Origin of the sequence: Sphaerisporangium sp. NPDC088356, from assembly GCF_040685555.1 — a bacterium.
GTDB lineage: Bacteria > Actinomycetota > Actinomycetes > Streptosporangiales > Streptosporangiaceae > Sphaerisporangium.
On sequence record NZ_JBFBIK010000010.1, the window covers coordinates 1 to 15,885 of the forward strand.

At 69.9% G+C, this 15,885-nt stretch carries 17 protein-coding genes; 12 read left to right on the plus strand and 5 right to left on the minus strand.

Annotated features, from left to right (window positions below; genetic code table 11):
* Positions 1–106: 106 nt before the first annotated feature.
* Complete coding sequence (locus AB0O34_RS06300) at positions 107–1,786, plus strand: trypsin-like peptidase domain-containing protein (protein ID WP_363913240.1); 1,680 nt, start codon at positions 107–109, stop codon at positions 1,784–1,786.
* 96 nt (positions 1,787–1,882) lie between these two features.
* Here AB0O34_RS06300 and AB0O34_RS06305 read toward each other — a convergent pair whose 3' ends face one another.
* Together AB0O34_RS06305 and AB0O34_RS06310 are read right to left on the minus strand one after the other, a co-directional pair.
* Entirely contained in the window at positions 1,883–2,452 is a 570-nt protein-coding gene (locus AB0O34_RS06305; RefSeq protein ID WP_363913242.1) for a WYL domain-containing protein, read from the minus strand.
* A gap of 57 nt (positions 2,453–2,509) precedes the next feature.
* Entirely contained in the window at positions 2,510–3,538 is a 1,029-nt protein-coding gene (locus tag AB0O34_RS06310; RefSeq protein WP_363913244.1) for a PHP domain-containing protein, read from the minus strand.
* Positions 3,539–3,725: 187 nt separating this feature from the next.
* Here AB0O34_RS06310 and AB0O34_RS06315 point away from each other — a divergent pair, with 187 nt between their 5' ends.
* The 10 genes from AB0O34_RS06315 to AB0O34_RS06360 all read left to right on the plus strand — a co-directional run bounded on the left by AB0O34_RS06315 (position 3,726) and on the right by AB0O34_RS06360 (position 13,257).
* Positions 3,726–4,166 carry a hypothetical protein gene (locus tag AB0O34_RS06315; protein WP_363913246.1) on the plus strand — a complete coding sequence of 147 codons (441 nt, stop codon included), beginning with the start codon at positions 3,726–3,728 and terminating at the stop codon, positions 4,164–4,166.
* 36 nt (positions 4,167–4,202) lie between these two features.
* Positions 4,203–5,357: a glutathionylspermidine synthase family protein gene (locus tag AB0O34_RS06320; protein WP_363913248.1), complete on the plus strand. Its 1,155-nt coding sequence runs from the start codon at positions 4,203–4,205 to the stop codon at positions 5,355–5,357.
* A gap of 334 nt (positions 5,358–5,691) precedes the next feature.
* Entirely contained in the window at positions 5,692–5,919 is a 228-nt protein-coding gene (locus AB0O34_RS06325; RefSeq protein WP_363913250.1) for a hypothetical protein, read from the plus strand.
* Between the two features lie 525 nt (positions 5,920–6,444).
* On the plus strand, positions 6,445–6,915 hold the full coding sequence (locus tag AB0O34_RS06330; protein ID WP_363913252.1) for a lamin tail domain-containing protein: 471 nt from the start codon (positions 6,445–6,447) through the stop codon (positions 6,913–6,915).
* Between the two features lie 172 nt (positions 6,916–7,087).
* Entirely contained in the window at positions 7,088–8,197 is a 1,110-nt protein-coding gene (locus AB0O34_RS06335) for a helix-turn-helix domain-containing protein (protein WP_363913383.1), read from the plus strand.
* Positions 8,198–8,314: 117 nt separating this feature from the next.
* A complete protein-coding gene (locus tag AB0O34_RS06340; protein WP_363913254.1) occupies positions 8,315–9,241 on the plus strand; it encodes an ACP S-malonyltransferase in 927 nt (308 codons plus the stop codon).
* A 5-nt stretch (positions 9,242–9,246) separates the two neighbouring features.
* Positions 9,247–10,194, plus strand: coding sequence for a beta-ketoacyl-ACP synthase III (locus AB0O34_RS06345; RefSeq protein WP_363913385.1), 948 nt, complete (start codon positions 9,247–9,249; stop codon positions 10,192–10,194).
* A gap of 71 nt (positions 10,195–10,265) precedes the next feature.
* A complete protein-coding gene (locus AB0O34_RS06350; RefSeq protein ID WP_262849490.1) occupies positions 10,266–10,505 on the plus strand; it encodes an acyl carrier protein in 240 nt (79 codons plus the stop codon).
* 82 nt (positions 10,506–10,587) lie between these two features.
* A complete protein-coding gene (gene fabF / locus AB0O34_RS06355; protein ID WP_363913256.1) occupies positions 10,588–11,820 on the plus strand; it encodes a beta-ketoacyl-ACP synthase II in 1,233 nt (410 codons plus the stop codon).
* A 12-nt stretch (positions 11,821–11,832) separates the two neighbouring features.
* Positions 11,833–13,257 carry a carboxyl transferase domain-containing protein gene (locus AB0O34_RS06360; RefSeq protein WP_363913258.1) on the plus strand — a complete coding sequence of 475 codons (1,425 nt, stop codon included), beginning with the start codon at positions 11,833–11,835 and terminating at the stop codon, positions 13,255–13,257.
* A 155-nt stretch (positions 13,258–13,412) separates the two neighbouring features.
* Here AB0O34_RS06360 and AB0O34_RS06365 read toward each other — a convergent pair whose 3' ends face one another.
* Together AB0O34_RS06365 and AB0O34_RS06370 are read right to left on the minus strand one after the other, a co-directional pair.
* A complete protein-coding gene (locus AB0O34_RS06365; RefSeq protein ID WP_363913260.1) occupies positions 13,413–13,643 on the minus strand; it encodes a DUF397 domain-containing protein in 231 nt (76 codons plus the stop codon).
* Positions 13,644–13,668: 25 nt separating this feature from the next.
* A complete protein-coding gene (locus AB0O34_RS06370; protein ID WP_363913262.1) occupies positions 13,669–14,526 on the minus strand; it encodes a helix-turn-helix transcriptional regulator in 858 nt (285 codons plus the stop codon).
* 199 nt (positions 14,527–14,725) lie between these two features.
* On the opposite strand from AB0O34_RS06370, the gene AB0O34_RS06375 reads away from it, so the two are divergent.
* Positions 14,726–15,145, plus strand: a complete 420-nt coding sequence (locus tag AB0O34_RS06375) for an ATP-binding protein (protein ID WP_363913264.1) — start codon at positions 14,726–14,728, stop codon at positions 15,143–15,145.
* Between the two features lie 89 nt (positions 15,146–15,234).
* Here the strand turns inward: AB0O34_RS06375 and AB0O34_RS06380 are convergent, their stop codons facing one another.
* Positions 15,235–15,729 (minus strand): DUF3145 domain-containing protein, encoded by a 495-nt coding sequence (locus AB0O34_RS06380; RefSeq protein WP_363913266.1) that lies wholly within the window; start codon positions 15,727–15,729, stop codon positions 15,235–15,237.
* Positions 15,730–15,885 lie beyond the last annotated feature (156 nt).

Here is a 15,885-nt window from a genome sequence, read left to right on the forward strand (position 1 = left end):
CGACCATGCGCGGGGGCCTGTTCCGTTCCCGCTGGTACGGCCGCTGGAGTCGGTCGCCAAGTCAGTCACAAGCCATGGACAAGCCGCGTGTCCCACGATTGCCAGCGTGAACGGAAACATCAGTAAAAAGCTCACGATGGTCGCCGCGTCGGCGTCGATCGCCATGAGCATGACGGCCGTGGCCGCGCCCGCCATGGCCGATGACGCGCCCAACGTGCCCGTGGGCACCCGGCTGGCCGCCCAGGCCAACCCCGCGGTCCAGCTGACCAGCCTGACCTACAGCGGTCAGGTCGTCGTCCCCACTCCCGAGGTCAAGCAGTCGGCGCTCCAGGCGCTGGCCCAGCAGGCCGGCGCCGCCGCGCTCTCCGGCAAGATCGCGCAGGACGAGCGCAGCATCGCGAAGTACGTCTTCCAGCACATGGCCGCCAATCCCAACGCCTACCTGCGCGCCGCGGGCCCCAACCGGTCCCTGGACGCTGAGGTCGGCGGGCTCTGCACCGGCTGGTGGGTGACGCCGGACGGATACATGGTGACCGGCGCCCACTGCGTCGAGACCGGTGACGAGGAGCTCAGCCGGCTCTTCGCCCAGCAGGCGCTCGGGAAGTTCAACAAGGAGGACGCCAAGGCGGTCCTGCAGAGCCTCGGCGACTACCAGACCGACGAGGAGATCGTGAAGCTGGCGACGCAGATCTTCGTCACCTTCAACGGCACCCACCTGAAGATTCAGGGCCTGCAGAAGAGCCTGTCGGTCCTGCAGAGCCTGCCCGGCGGCGGCGTCGACAAGACGGCCAAGCCCGTGCCCGCCGAGCTGGTGTCGGTCGGCGAGAGCTACCCCGGCAAGGACTTCGCGCTGCTCAAGGTCAACGGCCAGCAGAACCTCCCGACCGTGCCCCTGGGCGACGACGCGGACGTGCAGACCGGTGACACGCTCTACATCAGCGGCTTCCCCGGCCTGGTGACCAACACCCCGTTCTTCAGCCTGGAGTCAAAGCTGGACCCGGCCCTGACCGAGGGCCCGTACAACGCCAAGCGCGCCACCCAGACTGGCGTGCCGTACATCCAGACCCAGGCCCCGGCCTACCACGGCAACTCCGGAGGCCCGGTCTTCAGCAAGAACGGCAAGGTCATCGGGATGCTGATCGCCGGCTCGGTGACCGACGGCGGCGAGAACACCGAGAGCCAGACGTTCGTCCTGCCGGTGAGCATCGTCAAGGAGAAGCTCAACGAGAAGAACGTCAAGCCGTCGCAGGCGCTGACGTCCACCCGGTACAACGAGGCGCTCGACGACTACTTCAGGCACTACTACTCGCAGGCGCTGCCGAAGTTCCGCGAGGTGCAGGCGCTCTTCCCGAACCACCCCTACGTCGCGAAGTACATCAGCGACACCCAGCAGGCGATCTCCTCGGGCAAGGACGAGACACCGTCGTCGATCCTGCCGTGGCTGCTGATCGGCGGAGGCGTGGTCATCGGCCTCGTCATCGTGGTGGTGCTGGTGACCTCGATCGGCCGCCGCCGCAGGCAGGCCGTGCCCGCGTCGTCCTTTCCGGCCCAGCAGGGGTACGGGGGCGCCGTGCCGCCGCCGCCGTGGGCCCAGCAGCAGGCCCCGTCTCCGTACGGCCCGCCCGGTGGCGCGCCGCATGGCTACCGGCCGCCCCAGGCCAACGGAGGCTGCCCGCCTCAGCACGCTCCGCAGGAGCACCAGGCCCCGCAGCCGCAGATCGCCGATCTGGAGCGCGAGCTCGCCGAGCTCCGCCGCCAGCTCGGGAACCGGCCGTCCGGCCAGTGACCCACCGTCCAGGCCCGCCACACGACCACGTGGCGGGCCTTCCACCTGCCCGGCGGCGGGCGGGCGCCAGGACGCCCCAGAAGCGGGCTGGGGACGTCAGCCGGAGGCGGAGTCGCGGGCGATCAGGTCGGGGATGTCAGGGGCGTACTCGTCGAGCCTGCGCCGTGCGGGGGCGGGCTCACCGGTGAGCGCCGCGGCGGCGACGCGGTCGAGACGGAACACCCGGACGTCCTCCCTGAGCCGGCACCACCCCACCAGATACCAGATGCCGCCGCGCCCGCCGATGAACACGCCGGGCTCGACATCGCGCTCGGTCGTGACGCCCGAACGGTCTTCGTACTCGATGCGCAGCACCCGCCGCTCTCGCAGCGCGTCGGCGATCACCCGGGCGACCGCGGCCCGCGCGTCGAGGGCGGCCTCGGTCTCCGGCTCGGCGGGGGCGAGGTCGAGCGGGGGCGGCGGGCCGGACTCGTCGATGACATAGCCCCCGCTCGCGCCCGCCTCGGCGTAGATGGGCATGCCCGACTGCTGCAGAGCCGAGATGTCACGCTCGACGGTGCGGACGCTCACCCCTAATCGCGCGCTCAGCTCGCGGGCGGACCGGCACCGGGGGGAGATCGCGCGCAGCTCCTGGATCAGAGCGTGGAGCCGATCGGTACGGTTCACATCCCGAAGCTACGCCGGGACACCGACATTTGGCCCGCCTCGCGCGGCGCTCTGTCCTCAACGTGCCAGGGTGGTCCAGGCGAGCAGGTCGCCGAGGGGCCAGGTGTCGATCACGCGGGCGGCCTCGACGCCGCACTCCACGGCTCGCGCGCACCCGAAGTGCTGCCATTCGAGCTGGCCGGGAGCGTGCGCGTCGGAGTCGATCGAGAACAGGCATCCCATCTCGTACGCCAGCCGCAGCAGCCGCTTGGGCGGGTCGAGCCGGTCGGGACGTGAGTTGATCTCGACCGCGACCCCGAACCGCCGGCACGCCTCGAAGACGATCTCGGCGTCGAACGCCGACTCGGGCCTGAGCCCGCCCCGCCGGCCGCCGGCCCGGACGATGCGCCCGGTGCAGTGGCCGAGCACGTCCACATGCGGGTCGGCGATGGCCGTGACCATTCTGCGGGTCATGTCGTCGGCGTCCATCCGGAGCTTTGAATGCACGCTGGCGACGACCACGTCCAGCCGGTCCAGCAGCTCGGGCTCCTGGTCGAGCGACCCGTCCTGCAGGATGTCCACCTCGATGCCGGTCAGGATCCGGAACGGCGCCAGCTTCTCGTTCAGCCCGGCGATGACGTCGAGCTGCTCGCGCAGCCGGTCCGGGGACAGACCGCGGGCGACGGTCAGGCGCGGTGAGTGGTCGGTCATGGCGAGGTAGTCGTGGCCAAGGTCGCGAGCCGCCATGGCCATCTCCTCGATCGGCGACCCGCCGTCCGACCAGTCGGAATGGCTGTGCAGGTCGCCCCTGAGCGCGGCGCGCAGGGCGGCTGTCTCCTCGTCGAGGTCGAGGCCGGCCGTGTCCTCCAGGCGGCGCAGGTAGGTGGGGGTCGCGCCGTCCAGCGCCTCGGTGATCGCCAGGGCGGTGACCTTGCCGATGCCCTTCAGGTCGGAGAGGCCTCCTGAGCGCGCGAGCCGTACGAGCTCGTCGCGCGGGATGCCCCCGACGGTGGACGCGGCGCCGCGGAAGGCGCGCACCCGGTAGGTCGGCTCGCCCGCCCGCTCCAAGAGAAAGGCGATCCTCTTCAGCGCTTCGACCGGTTCCACAACCGCGAATCTACCCGGCGGCGGGACATTCTCCCCGTACGCCGATATCGGTGCCGGACGGGGCGCGGTCTCACCTGCCGGAACTTGCGTAATCAACCAGATATCCCCATTTGAAACTTTGATCCCGAATCCCCCGTTGAACGGTCCAAACGGTACGCTGTGCTGACTTTTCGAGAGATGGAATTCGATGGCGAACCCCGAGCCGGACCCTGCCCTGCCACCCCACCGGCTGGCACAGGGGGCGGCGTCCCAGCAGGGCAAGCCACCGGGCAAGGGCAAGGGGTGGTCGTCGAGCGCGATCACGCTCGGGACCATGGGCCTGCTCTCCACCCTGGTCATCGGATTCTGCGCGGCCCAGGACACCTTCGCCGACCGGGTGACCGCCGACTGCGTGGACCTCAACAGCCGCCAGGGCGACGGGTCGTACCAGGTGGTGGACGACGACAGGTGCGACGACCACTACCACGGCTCGCACGGCGCCTACGGCTGGTACTACGGGGGCGCACGCGCGGCCGGCCGGGTCCTTCGCGGAACGACGATCCGCCCGGCGAACGCGCACATCAGCGCCCGTTCGGGCACGGTCATCCAGCGGGGCGGCTTCGGCGGCCGAGGGTCGGGCGGCAGTTGAACCGCAAGCCGCGGCACGACCAGGGAAGGGGCTGACGTGCGGCGAGAGGCGTCCACGCCGCGGGACGGGTGGGAAGAGATCATCGAGTCGCAGGGGCTGGCCTACCACCGCTCCGCGCATCCGGTGCACCTGAGCCGCCCCTACTGGGACGAGAGCGTGCACTACACCTTCACCATGCAGGAGGTGCTCGACCTGGAGAGCCAGGTCGAGGAGCTGCACGCCATGTGCCTGGAGGCGGTCGGCCACGTGATCGCCCGCGAGCGCCACCGCGACTTCGCGCTCCCCGAGTGGGCCGTGCCGGAGGTGGAGGCGTCATGGCGGCGCCGGGACCCGCACGTGTACGGCCGCTTCGACCTGCGCTACGACGGAACCGGGCCGGCCAAGCTGCTCGAATACAACGCCGACACCCCGACCAGCCTCGTCGAGAGCTCGCTGATCCAGTGGTTCTGGCTCAAGGACGTCCATCCGGACGGCGACCAGTGGAACTCCCTCCACGAACGACTGATCGACCGGTGGAAGGAGCTCCCGCTCCAGAGCGGCCCCGCGCACTTCGCGTGGACGAACATGGACGAGACCGGCGAAGAGGTGATGACGCTCGGGTACCTGCAGGAGACCGCCGAGCAGGCGGGCCTGCGCACCGTCGCCGTCGCCATGGAGGACATCGGGTGGGACGCCCGTGGCCTGCGCTTCGTCGACATGGAGCAGCGGGTCATCCGTACGCTCTGCAAGCTATACCCGTGGGAGTGGGCGGTCGCCGACCCCTTCGGGCCGCAGGCGGTAAAGCAGCAGATCTCCATGACCTGGATCGAGCCGCTGTGGAAGATGCTGCTCTCCAACAAGGCGCTGCTGGCCGTCCTGTGGGAGATGTACCCCGGCCACCCGAACCTGCTCCCCGCCTACCTCGACGGCCCCCGCGACCTGCCCGCCCACATCGAGAAGCCGCTGCTCGGCAGGGAGGGCGCGAGCATGCGCATCGTGACGCCCGAGGGCACCGAGAGCACCGAGGGCGGCTACGGCGCCGAGGGCTACGTCTACCAGGAGTTCCGCGCGCTGCCCGACTTCGACGGCTGGCGCCCCGTGCTCGGCGCGTGGGTCATCGGGGACGAGGCCGCCGGGCTCGGCATCCGGGAGACCTCCGGCCTCATCACGGATGACTCCTCCTCCTTCGTCCCCCACCGCATCATCCCCTGAGCCGATGCCCACTGACGGTCCGGGGCCGACAAGCGGGCGGCGGCTCGGCGTACCCGGTTCGCCGATGATCTTACGAATCCCGAGCCGATCGCCGTGTCCTCCACCGCTGACCAGGCGAACGGCGACCGGAACCAGGCACAGTGGCGCCCTCCGCGGCGCAACTGGTGGTGCACATACGCCGGAGCGTGGATCGACGTCGAAACCACTACACGCTGTCCATCACCCAGGCGGAGAACAGAGCTCCCGACGAGATGCTCGATACCTGTGCCGGGGAACCAGTCCACCCGTGATGGAACGACGAGAGTCGAAGGTGGTGGCCGGGCCCGGAGGTGTCATGACCGACGAGGTGGGGGTGGTGACCGGGGATCTGACCGTGACGACCGAGGTCCGCGGCGACCGGGCTGGGGTGCGGGTGCAGTACACCGGAGCCGAGGAGTGGTACACGGTCACAGGTTCCCCGCTCGTGATCGTCGCCGGGAACGGAGAATGGCTCCACGCCGCGATGGTCCGAGCGGTCGAGCAAGGGCTCCCGGAAGGGCTCGTAGGGGTGGAGCTCGTTTGACATGTGAACGCCCCGGCATCCCAAGAGGTGGATGCCGGGGCTTCTGTGCGCTGTGAATCAGGCCCGGTGCCACCGCCAGCGGATGCCCCTGGACATAGCTGCACTTGTACCGCCTCTTGGTGACCTTGGCATGGCTCCTCCGACGAGCCGCCGCCGAGTCTCGTTGGAGAAGTTCGGCCGTGCCGACTCGATCGACTCTCGCGCCCGCGCCACGAGGTCGCCCAGCAGATCACGCCAGAGACGAAGTGGCGGCGCTGTCGGTGACCTACGGTCTGGTGACCTGGCGTGAGTACGGGCCTGACGGTATCCGTTACCGCTGGTGGACGGGTCGCGCGTCGCAGCGCACCGGACGCTGGATCTACACCTTCTGTCCGGAAAGCGCCTAACTCGGCGTGTAGCGATGGATATCGACGTGAAGGCCCAAAAGCCCCAGATATAGCAGATCAAGGCTAGAACGGTCCATTGGTAGCTATTGCCACGATTATGATCGATTCAACTCGTGCCCCCTGCCTCTGGAGTACCCCTGTGCGTACCCGTTCCCTGCTGATGGGCGCTGCGCTCGCCGCCGGTGTGGTTGTCGTCTCCCAGCCCGCTCATGCGGCGGGCCCGGCCATTCAGATCACCAAGATCTACTACGACTCGCCCGGCTCGCCGGACTTCGGCGCGAACAGCAGCCTGAACGGCGAGTACGTCCGGATCAACAACATGACCCGGAAGGCGGTCAGCCTCAAGGGCTGGACCCTCCGCGACAAGACGAACCGGGCGGACCACGTCTACACGTTCGGTGCGTTCACGCTCGGTGCCGGGAAGACGGTCACCGTGCGGACCGGCAAGGGCAGGAACACCACCACCACCCTCTACTGGGGCAGGAGCGGGGGAACTCTTGCCTACATCTGGAATCAGGTCAAGGACACCGCCTACGTGCGCAACGCCTCGGGGAAGCTGGTCGATTCCTGCTCGTACAACTCGACGCGGGCCGACTACAAGGTCTGCTGACCACCTGGACACAGGAACGCCCGGTCATCTCCAGGGAAGGGCTTTCCGCGCTCGCGCAGTGATATAGAGCACCACCACGCCCCGTACGGCTGTCGCACTCGCGTTGACCTGGCACCCTAGGGGGGTGAACGACCGGGTACGTGAGGACACCGCGCGGCGCCTCGAACGCGCGATGGGAAGTCTCGGCACCGCGGCGATGACCCGGATGGACGATCGCCTGCCCTGGTACCGCGCGCTGTCCGCCGAGGACCGCTCCTGGGTCGGGCTGGTGGCCCAGGCCGGCATCGCCGCCTTCGTCGAGTGGTTCCAGCACGCCGACGAGGGCAGGCCGACCCCCAGCATCGAGATCTTCGGCACCGCCCCGCGCGAGCTGAAGCGCTCGGTGTCCCTCCAGCAGACGGTGGACCTGGTGCGCGTCGTCGTCGAGGTGGTGGAGGCCGAGGTCCAGGAGCTCGCGGCGCCCGGCGGCGAGGAGCTGCTCCGGCAGGCCATGCTGCGCTACACCCGCGACGTGGCGTTCGCCGCCGCGCACGTCTACGCCCGCGAGGCCGAGGTGCGCGGCGCCTGGGACGCGCGCCTGGAGGCGCTCATCGTGGACGCGCTGGTCCGCGGCGAGGTCGACGACGGGCTGCACTCGTGGGCCGCGGCGCTCGGCTGGACGTCCTCCCCCGTGGTGGTGCTGGCCGGGCACGCCCCCGACGCCGACCCCCAGACCGTCATCGACGGCATGCGCGACAAGGGCCGGCGCCTCGGGCAAGATCTGCTGGCCGGCGTGCAGGGCGACCGCCTGATCGTCATCGTGGGCGGCGCCGACAGCATCAAGGACGCCGCCAGGCACGTGGTGCCGCGCTTCGGGCCCGGCCCGATCGTCATCGGGCCGGAGGTGCCCGACCTGCACGCGGCGGCCAGTTCGGCGCGGGCCGCCACGGCGGGCCTGCGCGCCGCGACGGGGTGGCCCGACGCGCCGCGGCCGGTGCTCGCCGAGGACCTGCTCGCCGAGCGGGCGATCGACGGCGACGACGACGCCCGTGCCCAGCTGATCGAGAACGTCTACAAGCCCCTGGAGGGCACGCCCCTGCTCGATACACTGGCGACCTACCTGGAGCAGGGGACATCTTTGGAAGCCACGGCGCGTCTGTTGTTCGTCCATCCGAACACCGTGCGTTACCGTTTGAAGAAGATCACAGAGCTGACCGGCTACCTGCCGACCGAGGGCAGGTCCGCCTTCACGTTGCAGGTCGGTCTGATCCTCGGCAGGTTGTCGCGGGCAACCGTAACCTAACCAGGGTTCGGTAACGGGCCGGAAACCTCTACTGGAGGTTTCCTACAAAGACCCCCCGACAAAGTTCGTACGGATCATTAGCAGTGTGGTGAACTCCTACAGGGCATGGTGGATTTTGTGCTCGTCATCGTCGCTCCCGGCCAAGGTGCCCAGGCTCCAGGCTTCCTGTCCCCGTGGCTCGAGATCCCCGGTCTTCGTGACCGGCTGTCGTCATGGTCGGATGTCGCCGGCCTCGATCTGATCTCCTACGGGACCACCGCCGAGGCCGACGAGATCCGGGACACCGCGGTCGCGCAGCCACTGCTGGTAGCGGCCGGCCTCGCCGTCGCGGAGGTCCTGCTCGGCACCGGCACCTCCGGCGCCGCCGGCGTGGTCGCCGGTCACAGCGTCGGTGAGTTCACCGCGGGCGCGCTGGCCGGAGTGCTCACCCCGGAGCAGGCCATCGGCCTGGTCCGCGAGCGCGGCCAGGCGATGGCCAAGGCCGCCTCGATCGCCGAGACCGGCATGACCGCCGTGCTCGGCGGCGCAGAGGAGGACGTGCTCGGCGCGATCGAGCGTCACGGCCTGACGCCCGCCAACATCAACGGGGCCGGGCAGATCGTCGCCGCCGGCACGGCGGCCGAGCTGGCGGCCTTCACGGCCGACCCGCCGGCCCGTGCCCGGCTGAGGTCGCTCTCGGTCGCCGGAGCGTTCCACACCCACCACATGGCCTCCGCGGTCGAGCACCTGCGCGCCGAGGCCGCCGGCATCACCCCGGGCGACCCGCGCGTGACCCTGCTGTCCAACGCCGACGGGGCGGCCGTCGACACCGGCGCCGAGTTCGTCAGGCGGCTGATCGACCAGGTCGGCCGCCCGGTCAGGTGGGACCGATGCATGGCCACGATGGCCGATCTCGGCGTTACCGCCATGATCGAGCTACTACCCGGAGGCACGCTCACCGGCCTCGCCAAGCGAGCGCTCCACGGCATCGAGACGGTTGCCCTGAAGACCCCCGACGACCTCGCGGCCGCGCGCGCCGTGATCAGCAAGGAGACCGTCCAGTGAGGATCATGCGGGGCGCCCCGGGCGCCAGGGTGCTCGCGTTCGGCGGTTACCAGCCGGCCGGGGTCGTCACCAACGACGACCTTGCCAAGACCATCGACACCAACGACGCATGGATCCAGAGCCGTGTCGGCATCAAGGAGCGCCGCGTGGCGGGCCCCGAGGAGTCCGACGTCGACCTCGCCGTGCAGGCGGGCGGCAAGGCCCTGGCCGCGAGCGGGCTTTCCGCGAGCGAGATCGACCTGGTCGTCGTCGCCACCTGCACCCTTGAAACGCAGATCCCCAACGCCGCCGCCCGCGTCGCGCACCGGCTCGGCATCGAGGCGCCCGGCGCCTTCGACGTCAACGCCGCCTGCGCAGGTTTCTGCTACGCCCTCGCGGCGGCGGGCGACGCCGTGCGCGCGGGGTCCGCGACCAACGTGCTGGTCATCGGCACCGAGAAGCTCTCCCAGTGGGTCGACTGGACCGACAGGGCCACCTGCGTGATCTTCGCCGACGGCGCGGGGGCGGCCGTGGTCGGGCCCTCTGAGACACCGGGCATCGGCCCCGTGGTCTGGGGCAGCGCGGGCGACAAGTCCGAGGCGATCATCGTCAAGGACCGCGACTCCTTCCTGCACCAGGAAGGCCAGACCGTGTTCCGCTGGGCCACGACCGCGCTTCACCCGGTGGCCAAGGAGGCCTGCGACCGTGCCGGGGTGGACCCCTCGGAGCTCGCGGCCTTCGTCCCCCACCAGGCGAACCTGCGCATCATCGAGTCCATCGCCCGCAAGCTCGGCGCCGACAAGGCCGTCATCGCCAAGGACATCGTGCTCGCCGGCAACACCTCCGCGGCGTCGATCCCGCTGGCGCTCAGCCGCATGATCGAGCGCGGCGAGGTCCAGTCGGGCGACCTGGCCCTGCTCCTCGGCTTCGGCGCCGGCCTGACCTACGCCGGCCAGGTAGTGGAGATCCCCTAGACCTGTACGGAGGCCCGCACGGCTCGCCGTACACATCAAGAAGAGAACACAATCCAAGGAGAAATTAAGACATGGCAGTGACCGAGCAGGAAATCCTCGCGGGCCTCGGCAAGATCATCAACGAGATCACCGGCATCCCGGCTGTCGAGGTCACCCCCGAGAAGAACTTCGTGGACGACCTCGACATCGACTCCCTCTCCATGGTCGAGATCGCCGTCGCCGCCCAGGACGAGTTCGGCGTCGAGATCCCCGACGACCAGCTCAAGCACCTCAAGACCGTCAAGGACGTCGTCAACTTCATCCAGAACTGACCTTCTCAGGCGTCCGGCGCGTCCGGCGCGTCCGGGCGTCTGAGCCCCCCAGCTTCGCGACGACCACAAGGAGCGCATCAAAGTGAGTACAGAGCGGGTACGTGTCGTCGTCACCGGGCTCGGCGTGACGACGCCTCTCGGTGGAGACGTCGCCTCGACCTGGTCGGCGCTCCTCGCCGGGCAGTCGGGGGTCCGCGCGCTCACCGAGGAGTGGGTCGACCTGCTGCCGGTGAAGTTCGCGGCCAGGGCGGCCGTCGACCCCACCGAAGTGCTCCCGAGGCCCGAGTCGCGCCGCCTCGACCGCGCCGAGCAGTTCGCGCTCATCGCCGCGCGCGAGGCCTGGAAGGACGCGGGCACGCCGAAGGTCGCGCCCGACCGGCTCGGCGTGGTCGTCGGAAGCGGCATCGGCGGGATCACCACGATCCTGGCGGCCTACGACGTCTTCAAGGAGAAGGGCTGGCAGCGGCTCTCGCCGTTCACCGTCCCCATGCTGATGCCCAACGGCTCCGCCGGGTGGATCGGCATCGAGCTCGGCGCGACCGCGGGGGTCCACGCCACCGTGAGCGCCTGTGCCACCGGTGCGGAGTCCATCGGGTACGCCATGGAGATGATCAGGTCAGGGCGTGCGGACGTCGTCGTGGCGGGTGGCACCGAGGCGGCCATCCACCCCCTCAACATCGGCTCCTTCGCGGCGATGCGCGCGATGTCCACCCGCAACGACGACCCCGAGCACGCCTCCCGGCCCTGGGACAAGGGCCGCGACGGCTTCGTGCTCGGTGAGGGCGCGGGCATCATCGTCCTCGAGTCCGAGGAGCACGCCCGCGCGCGGGGCGCCCGCGTCTACGCCGAGGTGGCCGGGGTCGGCTACTCCGGCGACGCCCACCACATCGCCCAGCCCGAGCCCACGGGCGCGGGCCTCAGAAGCGCGGCCCGAAGGGTCCTGGAGAACTCCAGGCTGACCGGCAAGGACATCCTGCACGTCAACGCGCACGCCACCTCCACTCCCGCGGGGGACGTCGTGGAGGCCGTGGCGATCCTGGACATCATCGGTGACCACCCGCTCGTGACGGCGACCAAGTCGATGACCGGTCACCTGCTCGGCGGGGCCGGGGGCATCGAGTCCGTCTTCACGATCAAGGCGCTGTACGACCGGGTCGTGCCGCCCACCGTCAACGTGGACGACCTGGACGACGGCGTCGAGATCGACATCGTGCGGGACGTGCCCCGCAAACTCCCCGATGGCCAGATCGCCGCGATCAACAACTCGTTCGGGTTCGGCGGCCACAACGTCGCCGTCGCCTTCGCCAGCATCTGATTTGGAGCGACAGTGACTGTGCTCGACAACGGGGTGGTGTCCGCGTCCTCCGAAAAGGAGACTCCTGATCCTCGCGATCCGCTGATCCGTCTTACGGCCCTGTTCGACGAGGGCTCGATCCACCTGATCTCGCCCGAGGACCGCAGCGGCGTGCTCGCCGCCATGGGCCGCGTGGAGGGCGTGCCGGTGGTGGCCTTCTCCAGCGACGCCCGCTTCCAGGGCGGCGCGATGGGCAGCGAGGGCTGCGAGCACATCGTGCACGCCTACGACATCGCCGTCCGCGAGCGGGTGCCGATCGTCGGCCTGTGGCACTCCGGCGGCGCCCGCCTCGCCGAGGGTGTGGAGTCCCTGCACGCCGTAGGCCGCGTGTTCGCCGCCATGACCAGGGCCTCGGGCGTGGTGCCGCAGATCTCCGTGGTCCTCGGCCCGGCGGCCGGCGGAGCGGCGTACGGCCCCGCCCTCACCGACCTCGTGATCCTCTCCGACCAGGGCCGCATCTTCGTCACCGGCCCCGACGTCGTCCGCAGCGTCACCGGCGAGAAGATCGACATGGCCGCCCTCGGCGGCCCCGAGCCGCACAGCAAGCGCAGCGGCGTGGTCCACGTGGTCACCAAGACCGACACCGAGGCGCTGCTGAACGCCCGCCGCCTCGCCGTGCTGCTCGGCCACCAGGGCCGCGTCCGCCTCGACTCGGTGCGGGACGTCGACTTCTCCGGCCTGCTGCCCGAGGAGGCCCGCCGGGCGTATTCGGTGCAACCGCTCGTCAACGGCCTGCTCGACGAGCCCGGCGTCGAACTGCACCCCAAGTGGGCGCCCAACATCGTCACCACGCTCGGCCGCCTCGGCGGCCGAACGGTGGGAGTCATCGCCAACAACCCGATGCGGCTGGCCGGCTGCCTCGACTCGATCTCCGCCGAGAAGGCCGCCCGGTTCGTGCGCATGTGCGACTCCTTCGGGGTGCCGCTGGTCGTCCTGGTGGACGTCCCCGGCTACCTTCCCGGCGTCGGGCAGGAGCACGACGGCGTGGTCCGCCGCGGCGCCAAGCTGCTGCACGCCTTCGCCGAGGCCTCGGTTCCGCGCGTGACGCTCGTGACCCGCAAGGCGTACGGCGGCGCGTACATCGCGATGAACTCCCGCTCCCTGGGCGCCACCAAGGTGTTCGCCTGGCCGACCGCCGAGATCGCCGTCATGGGCGCGGTCGCGGCCGTACGGGTGCTCAAGCGCCGCGAGATCGCCGCCGCGCCCGAGGAGGAGCGCTCGGCCCTCGAGGCCCGGCTCGCCGAGGAGCACGAGAAGGTCGCCGGCAGCCTCGACAGGGCCGTCGAGCTCGACGTGGTCGACGAGGTCATCAAGCCCGGCGAGACCCGCGGCGCCATCGCCAAGGTCCTCGCCCAGGCCACCCCGGCCCGCGGAGCCCACGGCAACATCCCGCTCTAAGCCGCTCCCGTGCGGCCCCGCACCCACCTCGGGTGCGGGGCCGCACGGCGTCAGTGCGCGGCCATCATGCGACACCGCCGCGCCGCCGGACTGTACCTGCGGCAGCGGCTGGGCCGAGGCCGAGCGGGCGTCGAAACCGATGCCGGCCGGCCCGGCTAGGCCCGGACCGGGCCCCTGCCGGACACCCAGTCCTTGAAGGCATCCCATTCGCCCGGGGTGACGTAGAGCCTGCCCTTCGGATTCTTCGAGTCGCGGAAGGCGATGAGCCTCTCGCCACCGGCCCCGCGCGGGGCGGCCTGATGGCCGTCGAGAACACCGATCTCTACGCAGTCGCCGCCGGTGCTGTGTGGGCTCTTGCGCCAGCCGCCACGAGGCTCGTGGGTCACCTTGCGTCTCCTTTCCCGGAGGGTCTCAGCCCTCATCGCATGCGATCGAAGTGACCAGGGCCGCAGTGTCTCCAGATGAGAGCGCCCTGGCCAGCAGGTCGGCGAACATCATGGCGTATCTGCGCCGCTCTTGTGGCTCTTCCAGCACGAGGCCGCTGGCGGCCTGCTCCAGGTAGACCAGGTCGACATCGCCCGGCTCCGGGAACTCCAAGAGATTGAACTGCCCGTCGAGGGCGGAGTGCGCGCCCGAGGCGAACGGCAGGATCCGGATGTCGACGTTCGGCAGGGCGCCCGCCTCAAGGAGGTGGAGGAGCTGCCCCCGCATCACGCCCGGCCCGCCGACCTGGCGCCTGATCACCGCCTCGTCGAGCACCACGACGATCTGGATGGGGTAGTCCGGGCGGGTGACGAGATCTTGCCGCGACATGCGCACCGCGACCTTCTCCTCGACCTCGGCCTGGCCCATCGCGGTCGCCTCGATGACCGCCCGCGCGTACTCCTCGGTCTGGAGCAGGCCGGGGACGACCTGCGGCTGGTAGGTGCGCAGGACCGACGCCTCGGCCTCCAGCCCGATGTAGGAGTCGAACCCGGGCTTCAGCGTCTGGCGATGGCGGTGCCACCACCCGCGCTTACGCGCTTCCCTGGCCATCTCCAGCAGCTGGCCACGGGCCTCGCCCGCGACGCCGTACACCTCCAGGAGGGCCGCCACGTCGGCGGGAGCGGGCCTGGTCAGCCCGGTCTCATATCGCCAGAGCGTGATGTCGGTGGTGCCGACCAGCTCGGCCACCTCCTGACGCGACTTGGCGCTGGCCTCCCTGAGCCCGCGCAGCTCGGCGACGAGACGGCGGTGCCGCGCGGTCGGGCTGCGGCGTGGTGCTGTCACGCACCCTCCCCTCGGACGAAGACTGGCCGCCCAGTCTGGCGGTTACACAGAGCATCGGACAAGGAACTCTTTGACACCAACCAATCTGAGAACTTTCAGGTTGAGGCATTAAAGCCTCTGCTAAGACTGTGACCCAGGGCGAGCATCTAACCACACAAAGTTGCCAGTGGGTCGGATGGCACTTGAGAGGCGGCAGTAAATGAAGACATCGGCAGGGCAGGGCTTGTCCGCTGCCACGCCTCTCGTCACGGCCAGCTTCCCAGGCACGCACGACCAGGCCTCGCACGCCCGCGCGCTCGTGCGAGACGCCCTCCACGAGGCCCGGTACGACGGCATCACCCGGGACGCCGAGCTGCTGACCAGCGAGCTGTTCACCAACGCCGTCCAGCACAGCCGCTCGGGGCACCTCGGCACGGTCACCGTCATGATCCAGGCAGGCGACGTGGTGCGCATAGAGGTCGTCGACGACGGCTCCGCCATCTCCTGCCCGAGAGTCATGACCCAGGACGCCGTCTCCCTCGGCGGCAGGGGGCTGTTCCTCGTCCAGTCGATCTCGTCGCGATTCGGCATGCGGAGCGACCACGCCGCCACCGCGATCTGGTTCGAGCTCGTTCCCTAGCCGACGGCCCCGTTCACCCGGGGGCGGCGGGAACGGTCCAAGATCATATTATTTGTGGCACGCGACAACAAACCATGCCCCCGGGACGGTCAGACGGCGGCGTGAAGCCAGCGGACGGGTGCGCCGTCACCGGCGTAGCGGAACGGCTCCAGCTCCTCGTCCCACTGTTTCCCGAGCAGCTTGTCCAGCTCGTCCTCAAGGACGACCCGGCCCTGCGACGCCATGAGCATGACGTTGCGTAGCCGGTCCTCAGGGATCATGATGTCGCCGGACACCCCGATCACCGCCGTGAAGGCACCCAGGGTCGGCGTGTACGCGTGCCGGGAGCCGTCGACGCCCGGGGAGGCGTCCTCGGTGATCTCGAAGCGGATGCGCTGCCAGCCCATGAGAGAGGACGTGATCGCCCCGGCCGCGCCGGGACGGCCCTCCCACTCGGCCTGCGTGCGCACCGTGCCAGGCTGGGCTGGCTGAGGAGTCCACGATAGGTCGACGGGTATGCCAAGCACACCCGCGACCGCCCATTCGATGTGCGGGCACAGCGCGGGCTGAGCCGAGTGGACGTACAGCACGCCACGAGCAGACACCGGACCTCCCGTTTCGTACGAGGTGCGCCTTCCCCAACGTCCTCATACTGGGATGATCACAAGTGACTGAGGGAGAGACTACCGTCCGTCGTGGCGGGGCACCAGAGCCGGGTCATACCTAATCACGCTTGGCAACTCTCCGCATGGGGAAAGATA

Coding starts and splice junctions, on each gene's coding strand:
- AB0O34_RS06315 (WP_363913246.1), top strand. CDS start 3,726: ATGGCGAACCCCGAGCCGGACCCTGCCCTGCCACCCCACCGGCTGGCA.
- AB0O34_RS06325 (WP_363913250.1), top strand. CDS start 5,692: ATGACCGACGAGGTGGGGGTGGTGACCGGGGATCTGACCGTGACGACC.
- AB0O34_RS06335 (WP_363913383.1), top strand. CDS start 7,088: ATGGGAAGTCTCGGCACCGCGGCGATGACCCGGATGGACGATCGCCTG.
- AB0O34_RS06345 (WP_363913385.1), top strand. CDS start 9,247: ATGCGGGGCGCCCCGGGCGCCAGGGTGCTCGCGTTCGGCGGTTACCAG.
- AB0O34_RS06350 (WP_262849490.1), top strand. CDS start 10,266: ATGGCAGTGACCGAGCAGGAAATCCTCGCGGGCCTCGGCAAGATCATC.
- AB0O34_RS06375 (WP_363913264.1), top strand. CDS start 14,726: ATGAAGACATCGGCAGGGCAGGGCTTGTCCGCTGCCACGCCTCTCGTC.